The organism is Granulicella sp. L60, from assembly GCF_009765825.1.
Classification (GTDB): domain Bacteria; phylum Acidobacteriota; class Terriglobia; order Terriglobales; family Acidobacteriaceae; genus Edaphobacter.
In genome coordinates, this window is sequence record NZ_LMUR01000010.1 from 293,769 (window position 1) to 312,724 (window position 18,956).

The 18,956-nt window shown below is 54.3% G+C and carries 12 protein-coding genes; 5 read left to right on the forward strand and 7 right to left on the reverse strand.

Annotated elements, in window-relative coordinates; translation table 11 throughout:
- Positions 1–116: 116 nt before the first annotated feature.
- Together GSQ82_RS04520 and GSQ82_RS04525 are read left to right on the forward strand one after the other, a co-directional pair.
- A complete protein-coding gene (locus GSQ82_RS04520) occupies positions 117–1,628 on the forward strand; it encodes an amidohydrolase family protein (RefSeq protein ID WP_158790814.1) in 1,512 nt (503 codons plus the stop codon).
- Between the two features lie 159 nt (positions 1,629–1,787).
- On the forward strand, positions 1,788–2,102 hold the full coding sequence (locus GSQ82_RS04525; protein ID WP_158790815.1) for a helix-turn-helix domain-containing protein: 315 nt from the start codon (positions 1,788–1,790) through the stop codon (positions 2,100–2,102).
- A 367-nt stretch (positions 2,103–2,469) separates the two neighbouring features.
- Here the strand turns inward: GSQ82_RS04525 and GSQ82_RS04530 are convergent, their stop codons facing one another.
- The 7 genes from GSQ82_RS04530 to GSQ82_RS04560 all read right to left on the reverse strand — a co-directional run bounded on the left by GSQ82_RS04530 (position 2,470) and on the right by GSQ82_RS04560 (position 13,183).
- Positions 2,470–3,993 (reverse strand): hypothetical protein, encoded by a 1,524-nt coding sequence (locus GSQ82_RS04530; RefSeq protein WP_254061420.1) that lies wholly within the window; start codon positions 3,991–3,993, stop codon positions 2,470–2,472.
- Positions 3,994–4,358: 365 nt separating this feature from the next.
- On the reverse strand, positions 4,359–5,786 hold the full coding sequence (locus GSQ82_RS04535; protein WP_158790817.1) for a TolC family protein: 1,428 nt from the start codon (positions 5,784–5,786) through the stop codon (positions 4,359–4,361).
- A gap of 4 nt (positions 5,787–5,790) precedes the next feature.
- A complete protein-coding gene (locus tag GSQ82_RS04540) occupies positions 5,791–7,383 on the reverse strand; it encodes an MFS transporter (protein ID WP_254061421.1) in 1,593 nt (530 codons plus the stop codon).
- Positions 7,384–7,414: 31 nt separating this feature from the next.
- Positions 7,415–8,545, reverse strand: a complete 1,131-nt coding sequence (locus tag GSQ82_RS04545; protein ID WP_158790819.1) for an HlyD family secretion protein — start codon at positions 8,543–8,545, stop codon at positions 7,415–7,417.
- Between the two features lie 175 nt (positions 8,546–8,720).
- Positions 8,721–9,101, reverse strand: coding sequence for a response regulator (locus GSQ82_RS04550; protein WP_158790820.1), 381 nt, complete (start codon positions 9,099–9,101; stop codon positions 8,721–8,723).
- A 62-nt stretch (positions 9,102–9,163) separates the two neighbouring features.
- Entirely contained in the window at positions 9,164–9,802 is a 639-nt protein-coding gene (locus GSQ82_RS04555) for a response regulator transcription factor (RefSeq protein ID WP_158790821.1), read from the reverse strand.
- Positions 9,803–13,183 (reverse strand): PAS domain-containing protein, encoded by a 3,381-nt coding sequence (locus tag GSQ82_RS04560; RefSeq protein ID WP_158790822.1) that lies wholly within the window; start codon positions 13,181–13,183, stop codon positions 9,803–9,805.
- 392 nt (positions 13,184–13,575) lie between these two features.
- Here GSQ82_RS04560 and GSQ82_RS04565 point away from each other — a divergent pair, with 392 nt between their 5' ends.
- The 3 genes from GSQ82_RS04565 to GSQ82_RS04575 are packed head-to-tail and all read left to right on the forward strand — an operon-like array spanning position 13,576 to position 18,894.
- Complete coding sequence (locus GSQ82_RS04565) at positions 13,576–16,527, forward strand: FAD-binding and (Fe-S)-binding domain-containing protein (protein WP_158790823.1); 2,952 nt, start codon at positions 13,576–13,578, stop codon at positions 16,525–16,527.
- A gap of 16 nt (positions 16,528–16,543) precedes the next feature.
- Positions 16,544–17,872, forward strand: a complete 1,329-nt coding sequence (locus GSQ82_RS04570) for a cytochrome ubiquinol oxidase subunit I (RefSeq protein WP_158790824.1) — start codon at positions 16,544–16,546, stop codon at positions 17,870–17,872.
- Positions 17,869–18,894, forward strand: a complete 1,026-nt coding sequence (locus GSQ82_RS04575) for a cytochrome d ubiquinol oxidase subunit II (RefSeq protein WP_158790825.1) — start codon at positions 17,869–17,871, stop codon at positions 18,892–18,894. Before GSQ82_RS04570 ends, GSQ82_RS04575 begins: the two co-directional genes overlap by 4 nt.
- The last annotated feature ends 62 nt before the right edge of the window (positions 18,895–18,956 follow it).

Sequence of the window (18,956 nt, forward strand, 5' to 3'; positions counted from 1 at the left end):
TTGGATCCTAAGCCGCAGGCAATAGGCGGCTAAAGCGCGAATCGTTCTAACTTGGAGCTGGGCAGACCACAGTCGATATCGTTCGCTCCCTCAACCTCAGAATAACTATTGGATATATGCTCAAACATAAATACTTACTTGGTTTTTCCTTATATGGCGCACTGCTCTCGGCACACGTGTGCTTCCCCCAGCAACAAGATCCGTCGCCGCCTCTTTTTCCTGAGTCGAAAGATCGCATAAATGGCCCCTTGCGCGCGGATACCATGGTGCGAGAGCACGGTCCCAAAATCGCATTGGAGCACGTTACCGTATTCGATGGTAGTGGATCACCGCCAAAGCTCGACCAAACTGTGATCATCGATCACGAAAAAATAGTCGCAGTTGGACCGAGCCGATACGTGACTCCGTCGAGTGACACCAAGGTTCTCGACGAAACGGGGAAGACTCTGCTCCCCGGCTTGATAGGTATGCACGAACATTTGTTTTACCCCACCGCAGGAGGCTTTCGCGGGCAGATCGGAATGTACTCCGAACAAGGCAATTCAGGCCCCATGCTGTACCTTGCGGTCGGAATTACCACCGCTCGCACTGCGGGCTCGATCAATCCATATCTGGATCTCAATCTTCGAAAAGCGATCGAATCGGGGCGCGAGGCTGGGCCGGACCTCGACGTCACCGGCCCGTATCTTGAGGGACCGCCTGCGATACAGATTCCCGTACACGAATTGACTGGGCCGGAAGACGCGCGAAGGACAGTGGACTATTGGCATGAGGAAGGTGCTACCTCCTTCAAGACCTATTTGCATATCACTCCTGCAGAGCTCCAGGCATCGATTGACGCGGCGCACAGGTATGGTTCAAAGATTACAGGCCACCTCTGTTCAATTGGTTTCACCGAAGCCGCGGAGATGGGAATTGATAATTTAGAGCATGGAATCATTATCGATACAGAGTTCTATTCGAAGAAGCAGCCGGGTATCTGCCCGGAGGCAGACGCATGGACGCGTGAAATGGAGCAATCTCTTGAGATAAAGGATCCGCGCGTTCAGAAGATGATCCAGACTCTTATAGAGCATCATGTAGCCGTTACTTCTACGTTGGACATCTTCGAAATGGGCATTTCAGGCGAACCTCCAATCGATACGCTTAAGACAACTCACGACGCCATGGCGGCCGCATCCTGGGATACCTATATGAAGTATCGGGACGTTCAGGTAAACCGTAAAGACAATCCGCATACCGAACGGCTTCTGCGCAAAGAAATGGAGTTCGAACGAGAGTTCGTCCAGCGAGGAGGACTGTTGATGGCTGGTTGTGATCCTACAGGTTTTGGTGGTATCCTGCCCGGTTTCGGGGACCAACGTGAAATGGAACTATTGGTTCAAGCGGGTTTCTCCCCTTCGGAAGCAGTCCGCATATATACCAGCAACGCTGCCAAGTTTCTCGGGCGGCAAAATACGATCGGGAAGATCGCAATTGGAATGCAGGCAGACCTCGTGCTGCTGGATGGAGATTTTGAACACGATGCTTCTGTGATACGGAAGCCTGAGTTGGTTTTCAAGAAAGGCCTAGGTTACGATTCGAGTCGACTGTTTGCGGCAGTCAGGGGAGAGGCTGGCCTGAGATAGTGACAAGTACAGATCAGGTGCTGCTCATGTAACAGAAACATGTGATTGTCAGTTCAGGGAGGTGTCCATAGGATAAGTGCTTCAAGTCAGGAAAGGATTGTTGAGTCAGCGTCACTGATGAAGATATCCTCCCCGAGCATTGAGCATCTGAGCGCTGCTATGTCCGCCTTGATTGATCGCATCGACGCAAAGCCATCAATGCAGCTAAGTCTTGACAAGCTTGCAAACTTAGCTGGTTGCAGCAAACGTCATTTCCTGCGCCGTTTCCATGCCGAAACGGGGACATCTCCTCACCAATATATTTTGAACAAAAGACTTGAATCCGCATATGCTCAAATTTTGGATTCTTCGGATCCATTAACGGAAATTGCTTTACGGTGTGGCTTCTCCAGCGACAGCCATATGGCGTCTCTATTTCGAAGGCGCTTTCACATCTCGCCCGGTGAATTACGTAGGCGCAATGATCTCAGATAGGCTACATCTAGGGCTACTACTTACGATCCAATTTGTAATTCGGCTCGGAGTTGAGTCTCGCGGTAGTTTGCAATCACCCATGAGCCCACTCTTTCTGGAGGTCAACCCTTCGCAGGGAGAACTTGAATCTGCGCCACACTATCAGTTGGGCGGTTCTCGAAGCCGCGATTGCGCTTGCCACCGCGATGAAGTCGCATAGCGGTTCCCTCGCTGGATTTGGTTTTGACTCCCTTATTGAGGTCGTGTCCGGCGCTGCGGTGATGTGGAGGATATCGCACGAGATGGATCATCACCGCAACCATTTTGGTAGTGCGCGATCGCAACTGGCTCAGGCACTACGACAAATTCATAACAGACGATCAGGCAATTATGCGTCGTGCTTACTCGCACTCATCTGCAGAAAAGCACGCGCATAGGCCACCTCTGGCCTCTTGGTATGCACACCGTCGTTCGTTACCTTCAGGAGCTGTTTGTAATAACCCGCAGCCTCAGTCGGCTGACCTGCAGCCTCAGCCGCGCGTCCTGCATTGTAAAGCCCGTTGAAACGGTTCGGGCTGAGCTTCAACGCAATGCGGTACTGCACCAGAGCATCAGCCGGACGATTGTCAATCATCAACATATCGGCGTACATCTCGCGCGCCGGTATATCCACCTCGGCCTGTCCAACCCGATCCTGAATATCCGCCGCTGCGCTGATCTCCCGCAACGCCTGCTCATCGTTCTTATGCGCAAAACTCTGCCAGGCCTTGATCGTCCCTTGCGTCGTGGCGATCTCCGCGCCAATAGGACTCCCCTCCTTCGCAGTAGCATTCGCAATCAACCCAGCTGCTTCAGCCGCCTTATCGGCAGTCGCTGCATCGCGCAGATGTCCAGCAGCAATGGCTTGGAGCCAGTCACGCATGTACTTCGTCGAGACGATAGAGTTCGCAGGCTCCGCAATGTCCAGCACAGACTTCCAGTCATGCATCTCCAGCCCATAGATACCGGGAAACTCGACCTCGACATAGCTGATGAATGGAGCCATGCCATCGTTGGCAAGATCGGGCTGCGCACGCAGATGCGCCGCCATAGGCTCCGTATAATCCAGCACTCGCTTGGTGTTGGCATCATCCGCCTGTTGCAGATAGGCATATAGCAGGAACTCGTACGCATGCAACTCATGCGTCACGCCACTCTGGTGATTCTTCGCAGCTTGCTCCGAAGCGAGCACCGAAGCCTCATCAGAATCGATGTCCTCCTGCCACATACCAAGCCGCGCAAAGATGTGTCCCGGCATATGCAGCGCATGGGCCGAAGAGGGCGCAATCGCAGCATACTTCTCTGCTGCAGGCAGACCCTCACGGGCAAGCTGCGGAGAGTCGCACGTATGGATGATGTAGTGCGCAAACCCAGGATGATCCGGATGCGCCGCAAACCCAGGCTCGAGCACTGCAAGCGCCTTACGTGCATCGCCCACCGGATCCTGCGTTCCAATGCTCGCCGCAAGCGCAAGCCCATAGAACGCCGTCGCCTCCACATCATCTGGATAAGCTGTATGCAAAGCGTTCATTGCGTCGTCATACACATGCAACGCCTTTTCATTCTGTGCAGCATCAGCATGCAGATACCCGCTCAACGCTGCAATATATCTGCGCTCGCGGTCAGTCTTCGCATTCAAAGCCGTAGCTTTATTGATCTCAACAATTCCAGCCTTGCGCCGTTCATCGGGCATTCCATCCCAGAATGGACGCCACTCCGTCATCGCTAGTCCCCACTGCGCCATGGCGCACTGCGGATCGGCAGCAGCAACAGCCTGAAACTGCTTCTGTGCCTCTTCATACCAGAACGAGTGCATCAGCGCGATCCCGCGCTCGAAAGGAGCTTCAACCGTAGCCGCGCAGGAAATAGGCATATGCACCGACCCAAAATTTTCCATGGCCGGGTTCGCGTCGCCACCATCTACGCCGTGATGATGATGTTGTGCAAAGAGACTTAAAGACGAAACAAGAAGGGAGAAAATACAAAGCGTACGAGAAAACTTCATGATTTAACCATGGCAGATTGCCACCCTTTCAGCAACTCACATGAGACCAGAATGCCGAGCAATCAATGCTCAAGGAGACGCGGCAGAATCTAGCTACATCGCCCAACTTATGCGAGCACTTGAACCCTGATATGGACTCTAATCTCCTGAATTAAAGGCATCCTTTGTAAAGATAACGATGAATCAGTATTGATGCAGTGATACATCTCGAACGCCGGAGCGCCTGAGCCTAATCAGGGACGTTGCCCCAGCATCTGCTGAATGTTGTTCTGCGCAAGGAACAGGCCCAGTCTGGCTTCCAGAAGAGATGCCTTTGTGTCGTACACAGCGGCATCCTGTTTTGCGGCAGTCGATTCAAGATCGGCGTTTTGGGTTACACGTTGAGCGCTTACCCGGGCCGCTTCGATTCGCGCTTTGAGAGCTTCGTTCACAACCCCTATAAGCTGCTGTAGCTGTTCGGTCTTGTCATAGGCCGCAGAGATCTCTATCGCAGAGTTGGCTTCGGTCTGCAGCAGCTGAGTCTCTGCCATCTGAAGCTCGATCCTGGCTTGTTTGAGCTTTGCCTCTCGAGCGCCGCCATCGAAGAGGTCGTAGCTGAACACGCCGCCGAATGTGCCGAAGTTGTGTACGAGAAATGGAACACCGCTTTGGTAGCTGTATCTCGCGAGTCCGCTGATGTCCGGAATATACGCATCGCGCGCAGCCGCCACACCAGCCTTCGCCTTCTCTACTGTCTGTCTGGCCGCGAGCACTTTGGGATTGCCTGCTGTCACGGCGGCAATCGCTTCGGATCGAGACGGGAGGGTTGGGGGTGCTCCCAGAGAATCACTGTCGAGAATCAGACGAGTGCCGAGCGGCAGTCCGAGCACATCGTCGAACTGGAGCGTCGCATCGTCGATCGCGAGTTGTTGCGTGAGCACGGATTGTTGCTGATCGAGATAGGCTGCGTGCGCCTGCAAGGCTGCGACATCCAGAGATCTGCCTTCTGCCACTGCACGAGTATTTTCCGATTCGTTTACGGATGCTGCCGATGCAGCTCGTTTTGTGGCCTCCAGGTGCGCCTGCGCTGTGAGGATATTGAAGTACATCTGGTGGACGAGCAGAGAGATCGAATTTTCCGCATCGGTTTCATCGATCTGTGCGCTTCGGACGTCTGCGGTCGCGGCTTTGTCACCGGCGTGAATCCTGAACATCTGAGTGAGGGGCTGAACCAGCCCTGTGCCACTGGTGTATGTATTCACCGCTCCCTGACCGATCCGCAGAGAGCTGCTGGGGATGAGTCCGGTTGCAGCGGGGTTTCCGAAGGCACCGGCGGGAATGTCTATGCCTTCAAGCTCGGTGACGTGCAGAACCGTTGACTCGTTTTTGATGTGGGGGTAGTAGTTTGCTCGCGCGACCGTCCGCTTCGTTTCGTTGTCTTCCACAGAGAGACGGGCGAGTTTGAGGCGACGATTGTTTTGCATCGCCAGCTCAACCGCTCTGGAAAGAGTAAGCGATCGCGTGGGTCGTCCATTGTCCGTCGATGCCTGGCTGTCTGCCTGCGCGGCCGCATGATGAACGGTGAAGAAGGAAGCAATCAATAGAGCGAGGATCAGATATCTACGTGGCGGACTGCCGGAGATCCTGTGTTCCACTTTTATCTGTTCGTATGCTTTCCTCATAGCACTATGTCCTCTGAGCCTTTAAGGCAGCGATCATTTGTTTGTATTGGGTCTTTGCCGGTTCCATCGAGGCGATCACAATCAGGCAGGCAATGGATGCACAGCCAAGCAGAAGGAAACAGTCCGTGACCGCTAAGGTGAACGCCTGCTTTCGCACGGTCAGGGCAAGCAGGGTCGATGCGCGGCCCATAGCGACATCCGAAGTGGTTGCCTGGGCCTGCATGCCGGCCGTGAGAGCAGAGATGCGTTCATTCGTAGCGAGCGAACCCGATTGAACGTTGAGACCCAGGATATTCGAGTGATACTCCTCACGGATTTGAAGGAAGTGCCCCATGAAGGCCGCACCAATTTCGCCGCCAAAGAGGCGAATCGTCTGGAAGAACCCAGAGAACGTGAGCAGATCGATGCCGCGGCTCATTGCTCCCGAGTTCAGTATGTCCAGAACAATCGAACCGACCAGCCCGTTGAACGCGATGCCTTCTCCCAACGCCAGGACCAGTTGGCTGGCCATAAAGTTTGTTCCCGACCAGTCGGACGAGAGGTTGGCATTCATCAGACATCCCAGTCCCATCAGGCCGAAACCTGCCGCGAGGATGATGCGATTGTCGACTCGGCCCAGCAGATAAACCGCGAGCAGACCGGCGAGAACCTGCGGAATGGCCAGCCACAACAGGACAGGACCGACTTCAACGTTGCTGTAGCCCTGAACGCTTGTCAGATAACTCGGAATAACGACCACGGCGGAGAGCAGAAGAAACCGAAAGAAGATAAGAACGAATGCCAGCAGTATGGGAGTGCTGCGCCGGAGAAAGGGAAAGTTGATCAGTGGATTGGGCTGCGTGAAATGCCGAACCGCCGAACAAATGACAAGGAACGTGCCACTGACTACCAGCGCAACGAAAGTGCCGGAGCGCCACCAATCCAGTCGCTGTCCCTGATCGAGGGCGCCATAGAGCATTGCCGCTCCGGCGCTGGCATACAGGAACCCGCGCCAGGACGGTTTCGGCTGACCAGGCTTTGGCTGAGGCAAAGGTTGTGGCGGAATGCCGAGGTAAACGAAGAGCATCATCAGCGGAGACAGCAATGCGTCTGTCCAGAAGATCCATCGCCATGAAAGTGCATGGATGAGCCAGCCTTCATACGAATGGGCGATATGCGTCGATACAACGATGTCTACCGCATATACGGAGATTCCATAGAGCGCGTAGCGCTGCGGTATGTTGCGAAGGATAAAGGACAGGCTTAGCGGATAGAACGTACCCGCCGTCAGTCCGCCCGCCACCAGAAGAGCGATGAGCATGGAGAAGTGAGTGGCGAAAGGCATGACAAGACAAAATATCGAAAAGCTTCCCGCACAGGCCAACAGCACTCGACGTGGGCCGAGCAGACCGCCCAGATAGACAGAGAATGGTCCGACGAACATCATCCCCATGTTGTAAGAAGTTCCTATCCATGAGGCCTCATCGAAATCAAGATGCAGTGCGCCGCGCAGATCGGCTATGCCTACGCTGAGCAACCGACCCAGAAAGGTTGCAAGCGCAGCGCCGAGCAACACTCCTGCAATTCCAAATGCAGGATGGTAGGTTCGCGCGTGCACGTTTTCTTGTGGCAACTCTGGCATCGAAGGATTACCTCGCAGTGAAGTTGCCGGATGGGCGAATCGCAACCTCTGCGGAGAATCCTGGACGCAACACTGCGACATCAGAAGCCTGATCGAGAACGATTTTGACCGGGATGCGTTGCACAACTTTGGTGTAGTTGCCCGTTGCATTATCCGGCGGCAGCAGAGCAAACTGCGAACCGCTTGCCGGCGCTATCTCAAGAACATGACCATGGAAAGATGAGGATGGAAGAGCATCGATATGTACATCGGCGCTGTCTCCCTGGCGCACGCGTCCGAGTTGAGTCTCCCTGTAATTGGCCTGAATCCAGATTCCGCTTTGCACCAGATTGACCACCTGAACGCCGGCTCCGACAAGTTGCCCAGGATGGACGCGAAACTCTCCAACCGAACCGTCGGCGGGAGCGAAGATTTTGGTGTAGCTCAGGTTGACCTGGGCTACGACGATCGCGGCTTTTTTCGCATCAATCTGAGCGAGCAGGCCTGCGTCTTTGGAGTTCAATGCCAATCGCTGCTGCTTCGCACCAGCCAGCGCGGCCTGAGCGCCGCTTGCAGCGGCCTGAGCCTTTGCCAGATCGGCCTGATGTGCCAGCAGGCCAGCCACAACGCTCAGCTTTGCAGCCTCTGCCGTCTCGAACTGCTGTTTTGTGGCTGCTCTATTGCTCAGCAGTGCCTGCTGACGCGTGAATTCGGATTCGGCCTGACTCACATTGGCTTGTGTCGCACTAATTCCTGCGTCTGCCGCAGCTACCGCAGCCTGCGCCTGCTCTATGCCTGACTCGGCAGCGGTTATGCTCGCATCGGCCGCTCGCTTTGCATCCTGATTTCCGGCGTATTCTGCCTTCGCGCCCTCGAGTGCTGCTTCCGCCTCTTTGAGCATCGCCTGATAGTCCGCATCATCGAGTTCCACCAGCAGTTGCCCTGCCTTTACGGCTTGGTAATCCCCTACCGTAACGCGTCGTACCGTCCCGCTGATGCGTGTACTCAGAGGGGTTTGATTTGCGCGCACATAGGCATCATCGGTCCTCTGCACTGCTGCTCCGGACTCATTGCTGGTCCAATGGCCCCGAATGATAAGAAAAAGTCCCACAGCTATACCGAGGACAACGATTGGGACAATGACCGCACGTTTTGTCATGCTCAGAGCATCTCTCCATCGGGCGGTATGGCTAAGTTCCCGACTCAGAATGTCAATGGTAAGCACAGCATGCAGAGCTGGCTATCATATGTTTCTATTAGAAGCTGTACTGTGGGTGCTCCTGGCTCAACGGTCCTTCCGAATGTCGGGCAGAGTCTAGAGATCCACAATTGGTCTAACTGAGTTCCAATAGAGCAGCCGAGACGGCGGACAATAGCTTTTTTCCGTCAAACGGCTTCTTGAAAAAATAGCGGGGCACCGGTTCCGCTGGAGATCGGGCATTCATCAGTTCCTCACGACCCGTGATGAGGATGACAGGCAGATCCGGGCGATCGAGGTGCGCAATCCTTAAGAGGCCAAAGCCGTCAATTCCAGGCATGCTGATATCGGAGATCAGGCAGTCTACCTTAGAGAGAACCCCGGATTCCAGAAAGGCCTCCCCTGATGGAAACAGGCGGACGAAATGGCCGGCCGATTCGAGCAGGCTCTCCAGAGACTCGAGAATCCGATAATCATCATCCACGACCGCTATGGTTCGTTTAATTTCATCAGTCATTTCGGTTCGCTTTACGGATAGATTCAATGGTACGGAGTTTGCACCCTATGTCTATAACGGTTTTATAAGGGGGTCGATTCAGAGGACGGAATGGCGATCTCTAACTTCCCGGCCATCCTCACCAACTCTGCCAATGAATTCGCCGCCATCTTCCGCATGATTTGGCCGCGATGAATCTGTAAGGTGGTCTCGCTTATGCCAAGTTGCGATGCGGCTTGTTTGTTGAGAAGACCAGCCACAACCAAAGGCAGCACATCTCGCTCGCGCGGAGTCAGATGAGAGAAGCGTTCCTTCAAGCGATTTACCTGGTCTCGATCCAGACGAGACCTCGTGTCCCGTGCTAGCGCCTCCTCGACCGCCCTCAACAGCTGTTCCCGTCCGAATGGTTTCGGAAGGAAATCAACTGCCCCCGCCTTCATCGCCCGCACTGTTGATGGAATGTCGCCGTATCCGGTGATAAAGACGATCGGAGGATGGACTCGATCAGCTATTTGTCTTTGAAGATCCAAGCCATTGACATCAGGTAGTCGTACATCGAGAATCAGGCAGGTCGGAAGATCTGGCTTGGGAAACTCGATATATTCTGTCGCCGATCCGAACACCATCACACGAAAATCTAATGACGAGAGCAGTTCCAACAGTGCCTCGCCTACACGAGGGTCGTCATCCACAACAAACACCATATGGTCTTTTGCATTCATTCAAGCCTTCTCCGCCAGAACAGGAAGTCTAAAACTGAAGGTCGCTCCCTGATCCTTGTTTCGAGTGACCCAAATACTGCCCCCATGTGCTTCGATGATCGAACGGCATATGGACAGGCCCATCCCCATCCCCTTTTCTTTTGTTGTGAAAAATGGTTCGAAGACTCTCTCCACATCCACGAGCCCGCTTCCATAATCGCAAACTTCAATCAGTATTGAGTTCAGGTCGTCGCTTCTGGAACGTAGAATGAGTTGCTTTGTACCATAGGCCACCCCGTCCATAGCTTCAATCCCATTGTTTACCAGATTGATCATCAGTTGCTGCATCTGGACGCGATCGGCCAGAGTCATGGGTACCTCTAGACTCAGTTCCATTCGAACGTTGACCCGTTTTCTCTGAACTTCGTTCGACACTAAACGGAGCACTTCGTGGATCACTTCGTTCATGTCGAGCGGTGCTTTATTTGCGATCTCCTGCTTGAAAAGCGCTCGGATCCGCTGGATCACTGCCGCAGACGCATTTCCATCCCGGACAATTCTCTGCACGGCCAGTCTTGCGCGTTCCAAATTCGGCGGGTCGATCGATAGCCACATCTCGCAAGCTTCGCCGTTCGCCACGACAGCCGCAAGAGGCTGATTGATCTCGTGGGCAATAGAAGCCGACAATTCGGCCACGGTCGCGATTTGGGTTGCACGTGTCAGTCTTGCCTGAGTGGCGCGTAACATCTCCGCCATCCTCCTGCTCTCATCTATCTCGATATTGAGACCGTACCATTGCGTGATTCGGTTCTCTCTGTCGCGCAGGGGCTCAGCGAGTGTTTGAATCCAACGATAGACGCCGTCAGCACGTCGCATTCGATGTGTGATTTCAAGGGGCTCTCCCGTTTCGAGGACGTGACGCCACGACCCTATTGTCGTTTCGACGTCGTCGGGATGGACCAGGGTGACCCACTTAAACTCCAGAAGTTCTTCCAATGTTCTGCCCGTGTAATTGCAAAAGCGCTGATTTGCGTAGACCACTTTCCCGTCGCCGGGCATTGCACACCATACGAAAGCGGGAATTGTCTCGATTATCAATCGAAGCTGGTGTTCACTTCCTCGCAACGCCTCTTCTACCTTCCAGCGTTCGGTAATGTCCATCGCAGTCCCGATAAATTCGATAAGATCTCCCGACTCGCTAAACATAGGGTGGCCAACGACATGGATGTGTTTGAGTATTCCGCACGGAAGAATAATCCGGTAGGTCACTTCGTAGCCTGATTTTTCCCTTATGGCTCGATCTATTTTCTCCTGCCATTTGGCCTGATCCGCCGGGTGAATACGCTGAAGCCTGTCTTCCCAGGTCGGCATGCCTCTTTCAGGATCGAAGCCAAAGATACGCAAACATTCCTTGGAGAGATAGGTAGGATTCTTTCCCGGGACGCTCCAGCCGAAACTTCCTGTATGTGTGAGTCTCTGTCCCTCCAGCAGATAGCTTTCGCTCCGACGCAGTGCTTCGTGTGCTCGCCTTGTCTCGGTAATGTCGGTCACGGCTCCAAGAAATTTCGAGGTGCCTGCCTCATCTCTTTCAGTATGTGCCACAAGGCGGAGATGCTTCACAGATTCATCTGGCAATAACAACCGATATTCGAGGTCGCAATCCTCTATATCGCGCATTGCCCGATCGACGTACGCTTGGAATCGGGCCTTGTCCCCGGGATGTACCCGGTGCAGGATATGTTGAATGGTTGGCCTGATGTTACGGTCATACGCGAAGATCCGAAAGGTCTCGTCTGACCAAATCATCTCCCCCGTGGAAATCTTGCACCCAAAACTTCCGGTCTGGCTCAAACGTTGGGCCGTAAGCAGATAAGCTTCGCTTCGCTTCAAACTCTCTTCGCTTGCACGCAAGGCGTCCTCCATGCGTCTGCGGTCTTCCACGTCAGTATTAATTCCGATCCATTTGACGATGCTGCCTTCGCTGCCTCGCACGGGACTTCCACGGAAAAGAAACCTGCGATATTCGCCATCGTAACGACGGATGCGGCATTCTGACTCGAAGAAGTCGCCAATCTTCAGGGCTCTCTGCACGTCTTCCATCATGCGGGGTATATCGTCAGGGTGAATCGTGACCAGAAAGCCCCAACCGATTGCCTCGTCAATGGATAGCCCCGAGTACTCGAGCCATTGCCGGTTGAAGAAGTCAGCCGAGCCATCTGGCCCCGAAGTCCAGCTCAAGCCAGGGGTCGTATCAATCACAAGCCGCAATTGGTTAGCTACCTCAATCTCTTTTTGCCGTAATTCCTCCTCTGTTCGTTTGCGGTCCTCGATATCCGTGCTTGATGCGTACCACTTGACGACGCTGCCACCCTTGTTACAAAGGGGAGCAACCTGGAAGAGGAACCGACGATACAACCCATCAAAGCGTCGTACCCTCGCTTCGAACTCGCCGGGCTTACAGGATCCGATAATCAGATTCCATTTATCGGTAAATAAAGGGAGATCCTCTGGATGGATCGTAGAAATCAGGTTCCATGCCCACGTTCTCGGATCGACATGCATGGTTGAGCCTTGAAGTTCTCGATCCAGTGCACTTTCCAAAGAGAGCCCTAAATAGTCCAGCCAACGCTGATTAAGGTAATCTACCGAACCATCCGGTCGGGCGCTGTGGATGAATGCGGGAGTCGTGTCCACGACCAAACGAAGCCGTTCATCCTCTCTCTTTAGTTCCTCAATATCGGTTGCGGTACAGAGCCAACGCGAGATTTCGCCATCCGCGCCAATTAATGGCTTGTAACGGAAGAGAAACCACCGGTATTCTCCGTCTTTGCCAAGAGCGCGCCTTTCAATCTCGAAAGGTAGACCCGCGGATAGATTGCGTTGCCGTTCACCTCTTGCCTTCGCGATGTCATCTGGATGAATATCTAGACGAATTCGCTCGACTGTCTCAATATTTTTCATCTGGTCCAGGGTGCGTCCAGTGTAGTCAAGCACCATCTGGTTTGCTTCGAGGAGGCGGCCGCCGGGATCCAGGACAAGAACGTGGTGAGGAATGAAGTCGATGAGCTCGCGAAGCTCTTTTGCGTGACCCCTAATCTTTTCTTCCCTTGATCGGATGAGATAGCGAATGGCGAACGCTGCGGCTATGAACGCGACAAATCGGGGATAGGCAGTTGAGGCAATTGAGAAGTGGTGTCGCGGCGTAAGAAAAAAGAAGTCGAACGCAAGCACTGAGAGTCCGGCTCCCACAAGGCTCGGATAATGGCCGCCATATAGAGAGCTGACCATGACTCCAAGGAGTAGGCAAGTAGCCTCTGCGCCAGAGATCCAGCCCACGAAGACGGCGATCGAGCATGCCGCAATCACTAGGCCATAACGATAAACATTAGAGTAGGACTTCATTTGTCGGTTCCTGCTTCGGTAGCTCAACGCCTAATAGAAACATGTGATATGCAGTTCCGGAGTGCGTCCGTAAGATTACAACTCGAGCATGGTTATAACCATTTTCCCTCGATTCTTCGGCTCCTCGCAGGCCTTCGATTGGCCTGAGAGGACAAATGTCGTGCATGAGTGTGACGCAAAACGTCCTGATTTCACACCGCGCACAAGGCATTGTTACAGCAAGGACCTCCAAGAGATCCACGAGACTCACGCATGGTTGTCATTGCCGCCCGTCTCAGGATTGTCTCCTTTGCCAAATTGTGAGAATCGGACAAGTCGCTGAAGTTTATCCCGGCACACACGAGAGTTAAGTCGCAACAGAGCAGGCCTACAACCATCCATGGAGAACCCCAATGCTGACGCTATTAGAACCAGATGCAGCAAAAATCACCCCCACTGAGCATGCTCCAACCCACGATCGTGCCCCAGAAGAGTTGGCGCTGGGTACCCCACTGTGGCTGCGTGATGACCTTGTTGAAATCCTGGGCGACGCACAGGTGCATTCGCGAGTCATCGATCTCGTCAAGTACGCGACTGATGCGAGTCCCTACCGGATGTTCCCAAAGGTGGTGGTAACGCCGCGAACCGTCGAAGAGATCGCCAGGATCTTCGCTTACGCGCAGGAGAAGAAGCTTCCCGTAACCATTCGCTCTGCCGGTTCGAGCCTCAGTGGCCAGTCGCAAGGCGACGGCATTCTGATCGATGGTCGAAAGCATTGGGCCGGGATGACGGTCGAGGACGGCGGCAAGCGTCTTAGAGTGCGGCCAGGAACGGTCATGTTCCGAGCAAACCTCGCATTACATCCCTACGGCTACCGACTAGGACCCGACCCGGCAAGTTCTGGCGTGGCGACCGTGGGAGGTGTAATTGCAAACAACGCCAGCGGAATGTGTTGCGGAACCGTCGAGAATTCTTACAAGACACTCGAATCGGTGTCGTTTCTGCTTCCCTCGGGCACACATATTAATACTGCGGATCCAGACGCTGAAAATCAGTTCAGTGTTGCGGAACCCGATCTGGCCGCTGGGCTGATGGAGATCAGGGAAGAGATCCACAAAGACACGAAGCTCGTTGAACGGCTCAAGAAGAAGTACAGCATCAAGAACACGACGGGCTACCATATGGGGGCCTTCCTTGATGAATCGACGCCGCTCGGAATCTTCCGCAAGCTGCTCGTGGGCTCGGAAGGCACATTGGCCTTCATCTCAGAAGGTGTCTTCGAGACGGTGCCTGACGATAAGTACCGACTGACAGCTTTCCTCGTCTTCCCCGACATGCACTCCGCATGTGCTGCCGTAGCTCCCTTTATTGCTCATGGTGCAGCTGCCGCAGAACTCTCCGATCGTGGATGTTTACACGCTGTAGAGGGTAAGCCTGGCGTACCTGACCGCTGGAAGACTTTGCCAAGTGAAGCAACCGCGCTGCTGGTGGAGTTTCGCGAACCAACTCCCGAGAAGCTCAGAGAGGCAGGCGCTGCGGCTCAATCGGTACTCGAAGGACTTCAGTTGCTTGAAAAGGCGGAGTTCACTCAAGACCCACATCTTGCGGCGCAATACTGGACCATCCGCAGCGGACTACTACCATCTATTGGTGGGGCTCGCCCCAGCGGTACATCGTTGATCCTCGAAGACGTTTGCTTTCCTCCGGACAAGCTTGCGGACGGTGCGCTCGATTTGCAAAAGCTTTTCCCTAAGCATGGTTATGATGGAGTGGTCTTTGGCCACGCTTCTGCAGGCAATCTCCACTTTCTGATTACACCCTCATTGAATACGGAAGCGGATGTCGAGCGGTTCGACGGATTTCTGCAGGATGTAGTGAAGCTCGTCGTTGACAAGTACGACGGCTCACTGAAGGCCGAGCACGGAACAGGCCGTAACATCGCTCCCTTCGTTGAGCACGAGTGGGGTCTGAAGCTCACCGACATGATGTGGCGGCTGAAGCGTCTTGCCGATCCAAATCTCATGCTGGCTCCGGACGTAATGCTGACCAGGGATACGAAAGCGCATCTTCGTCATCTGCACACGGTGCCCACGGTCGAGCAGGAGGTCGATCGCTGTATTGAATGTGGCTACTGCGAATCCGTGTGTCCGAGCCGTCACATCACCACAACGCCGCGGCAGCGCATTGTTATAAGACGCGAGATGCTGCGCCAACCGACTGGTTCTATCGTCACCGAGGCACTCCTAAAGCAGTACGAGTACGACGCGATCGAGACCTGCGCCGGCGATGGCAGTTGCGCGCTGGCCTGCCCGGTAGGCATCAACACTGGCATGTTGATGAAGCGATTCCGTCATGAGGAACACAACACCACTCAGGAGCACGTCGCCGAGAAGATTGCGGAGAACTGGGGCGCTGCCGAGATAGGAGCACGAGCGGCTCTCACGCTGAATCATATTGCTACCAGTATGTATGGTGGATCTCTCGTAGCCGAGAGCGCTCTGAAGGTAGTCCGCTCGGTTGTGAGCAAGGACCTTGTGCCGGGATGGCTTCCGGTGATCCCGCCGGCTGCCACTCCCAAGGTTCCAGATACATCGCGTGAGGCCGCAGCCGCAGTCTATTTCCACGCATGTGTCAACCGGATGTTTGGGAACTCAGAGGAATCGAAGGGGCCAGGCATCGCCGATGCGATGGTCGCGGTGTCGGCTCGAGCAGGAATGCCGCTCTGGATCCCTGACGACCTATCTGGAACCTGTTGCGCAACAGTCTGGCACTCCAAGGGCTACGCCGATGGCAATAAATACATGGCCAACAAGATCGTCGAGAAGATGTGGGAGTGGAGCAATGGCGGAAAGATTCCGGTCGTCTGCGATGCCAGTTCCTGCACATTCGGAATCACGACCGAGATTCTCGGTTATCTGACGCTGCAGAATTCGGAACGACACAAGCAGTTGAAACTGATTGACTCCGTGGGATGGGCGTATGACTACCTCTTGCCGAAGCTCAAGGTAGAACGTCAGATCGAGTCTGCTGTGATCCATCCAGTCTGTGCCATTCATCATCTTGGATTGGTCGAGAAGATGCAGTTGCTCGGCGAGGCTCTGGCAAAGAAGGCCGTAACGCCGATCTACGCTACCTGCTGCGCCTTCGCTGGTGACCGGGGCTTTCTACATCCAGAGTTGACTCAGTCCGCTACTTCGGAAGAGGTGAACGAGATCGGAGATCAGGAGTTTGAAAAGTACCTGTGCAGCAACCGGACGTGCGAGTTGGGCATGAATCTCGCAACTGGGAAGGACTATCAATCGGTGATCTTCCTGCTTGAGGAACTGACACGACCCCAAGCGCAAGACGCCCCATCCGTCGCGTAAGGGAGAGACGTTGCAAATGGATAACTTTCTTGCAGCTCGCTCTCAGATGGGGATGTCCCTTGCCTTCCACATCGTCTTCGCGGTGATTGGTGTCTCGCTGCCATTGATGATGACCATCGCCGAATGGCGGTGGAGATCGACAGGCGATCCGGCCTATCTCCTGCTTGCAAAACGCTGGGCGAAGGGGACAACCATCCTCTTCGCCGTCGGCGCGATCTCAGGGACTGTTTTGTCATTCGAGCTTGGTTTGCTTTGGCCGAGGTTCATGCAGTATGCCGGAGCTGTGATCGGAATGCCATTTTCTCTGGAAGGATTCGCGTTCTTCACGGAAGCCATCTTCCTCGGCATTTATTTATATGGGTGGAACCGTGTGCCCGGTTGGTTCCATCTCTTCTCAGGCATCATCGTGTCTTTGAGTGGATTGCTGTCCGCCATCTTCGTTACGCTAGTCAACGGGTGGATGAACACACCGACTGGCTTCGACATCGTCGATGGCAAGTTCCAGAACATCCACCCCTTCGCCGCAATGCTAAACCCGGCGGGCATTCCGGAGGCGGTACACATGGTACTTGCCGCCTACACTGCCGCGGGATTTGCGACGGCTGGAATCCATAGCTGGCTTCTGTTGCGTCGAGGCAGAAATCGCTTCGATGAAGTCGCCATCGGAATTGCACTGTGTGTCGGTGGAGCAGCTGTTTTGATTCAGGGTGTAAGTGGGGATGCTCTCGCCCGTATGGTTGCAGTGAAGCAGCCAATGAAGCTGGCGAGCCTCGAGGGACAGTTCAAAACAGAAGTGGGGGCTCCGCTAAGCATCGGCGGTCTTCCTTTTCCAGACGAGCGGGTAACGAAGTACGCCATCAAAATACCGCATGGTCTGAGCCTTCTCGCCTTCCACACTCCGAACGCTCTGATCAAGGGACTCGATCAGGAACCTTCGAAGGACTGGCCGAATGTGCGAATGGTGCATATCTGTTTTCAGATCATGGTGGGCTGCGGAAGCCTGTTATCGTTCTTCGCCCTCATCGCAGCTGGGCTCTCCTGGAAACGTGGCCCTTTGAGTAAACAGAAGTTGTTTCTCAAGGCAGCTGTCCTGGTTAGTCCGCTTGGGTTCGTCGCCCTGGAGGCCGGATGGATGGTGACTGAGTTGGGCCGTCAGCCCTGGATTGTCTACCATCTGATGCGCACAAGAGATGCAGTGACTACCATGCCGAACATCACAATTACGTTTCTGATGATGACCTTCGTCTATCTTGTTCTTGGAATCATCGTCGTCTGGTTGCTGAGCAAGCATGTGATCGCACCAGCCGAGAGAAAGCAACTTGACGGCCCCGGGGTGCTGGTATGAATCCAGCAATGATTCTGGCAGGCATCATGCTTGGCGCACTCGTGATCTACTCTCTGCTCGCCGGGGCCGACTATGGCGCGGGCTTCTGGGACCTTATGTGTTCCGGACCCCGCCAGGAGAAACAGCGGGAGCTGATCGCGCAAGCGATTGAACCGGTATGGGAGACAAACCATGTGTGGCTCATTCTGGTGGTTGTTCTCATGTTTGCAGGCTTCGCGCCCGCGTTCGGTGCAATCAGCATAGCCCTTGGTGTCCCAGTCTTTCTCATCCTTCTGGGCGTCGTACTGCGAGGCTCATCCTATGTCTTCCGTACCTATTTCGCAGGAAGCATCAGGACGCAGCTCTACTGGGGTAAGGTTTTTTCGGTATCGAGCAGCATGACGCCGCTCTTTCTCGGAATCGTGATCGGGGCTATCTCAAGCGATACGGTCGTCGTGAGAGATGGCATCAGCGAAAATGGCTTTCTCGGAACGTGGTTTCATCCATTCTCGGTAATTGTCGGCGTTCTCTCGCTCTCGCTGTTCGCCTATCTGTCGGCGTGTTATCTAACCGTAGAAACCGATGACCCTGCACTTCAGGATGATTTCAGAAGCCGGGCTCTCTTCTCCGGTTTTATCTCTCTTATGGCAGCGTTTGCGACATACGTTGTCGCAGGTGACAACGCGCGGGAGATACGGGATGGTCTTTCGGGCGCTCCCTATGTGTTGTTGGTCGAATCCTGCGCTGCGATCGCAGCATTCGTCGCATTTCAGGCACTTTGGTCGAGACACTATCTTCGTGCCAGAATCGCAGCCGCGGCCCAGGTCGGTCTGATCATCATCGGATGGGGCGCAGCGCAGTATCCGTACCTCGTTAGGCCAGGCTTGACTATCTTCAATAGTTCAGCACCTTCCAACGTCCTTGTAGAGATTGAGATCGCGTGTGCCTTTGGAGGAGCTATTCTGTTTCCCTCGCTGTTCCTTCTTTATCGAATATTCAAGGCACATCGCAAAGCTGTCCTTGCCGACACCACACCTGTTTAGGCTTATCCCCGGAGAACTGCCCATGCCCATGCTCGATTGTGAAATACCACAGCAGCTCGAAA

What these genes read in the sequence shown, in the direction of transcription:
- GSQ82_RS04520 (WP_158790814.1), top strand. Translation starts at nt 117, where the DNA reads ATGCTCAAACATAAATACTTACTTGGTTTTTCCTTATATGGCGCACTG.
- GSQ82_RS04525 (WP_158790815.1), top strand. Translation starts at nt 1,788, where the DNA reads ATGTCCGCCTTGATTGATCGCATCGACGCAAAGCCATCAATGCAGCTA.
- GSQ82_RS04530 (WP_254061420.1), bottom strand. Translation starts at nt 3,993, where the DNA reads ATGCCTATTTCCTGCGCGGCTACGGTTGAAGCTCCTTTCGAGCGCGGG.
- GSQ82_RS04535 (WP_158790817.1), bottom strand. Translation starts at nt 5,786, where the DNA reads ATGAGGAAAGCATACGAACAGATAAAAGTGGAACACAGGATCTCCGGC.
- GSQ82_RS04545 (WP_158790819.1), bottom strand. Translation starts at nt 8,545, where the DNA reads ATGACAAAACGTGCGGTCATTGTCCCAATCGTTGTCCTCGGTATAGCT.
- GSQ82_RS04550 (WP_158790820.1), bottom strand. Translation starts at nt 9,101, where the DNA reads ATGACTGATGAAATTAAACGAACCATAGCGGTCGTGGATGATGATTAT.
- GSQ82_RS04555 (WP_158790821.1), bottom strand. Translation starts at nt 9,802, where the DNA reads ATGAATGCAAAAGACCATATGGTGTTTGTTGTGGATGACGACCCTCGT.
- GSQ82_RS04560 (WP_158790822.1), bottom strand. Translation starts at nt 13,183, where the DNA reads ATGAAGTCCTACTCTAATGTTTATCGTTATGGCCTAGTGATTGCGGCA.
- GSQ82_RS04565 (WP_158790823.1), top strand. Translation starts at nt 13,576, where the DNA reads ATGCTGACGCTATTAGAACCAGATGCAGCAAAAATCACCCCCACTGAG.
- GSQ82_RS04570 (WP_158790824.1), top strand. Translation starts at nt 16,544, where the DNA reads ATGGATAACTTTCTTGCAGCTCGCTCTCAGATGGGGATGTCCCTTGCC.
- GSQ82_RS04575 (WP_158790825.1), top strand. Translation starts at nt 17,869, where the DNA reads ATGAATCCAGCAATGATTCTGGCAGGCATCATGCTTGGCGCACTCGTG.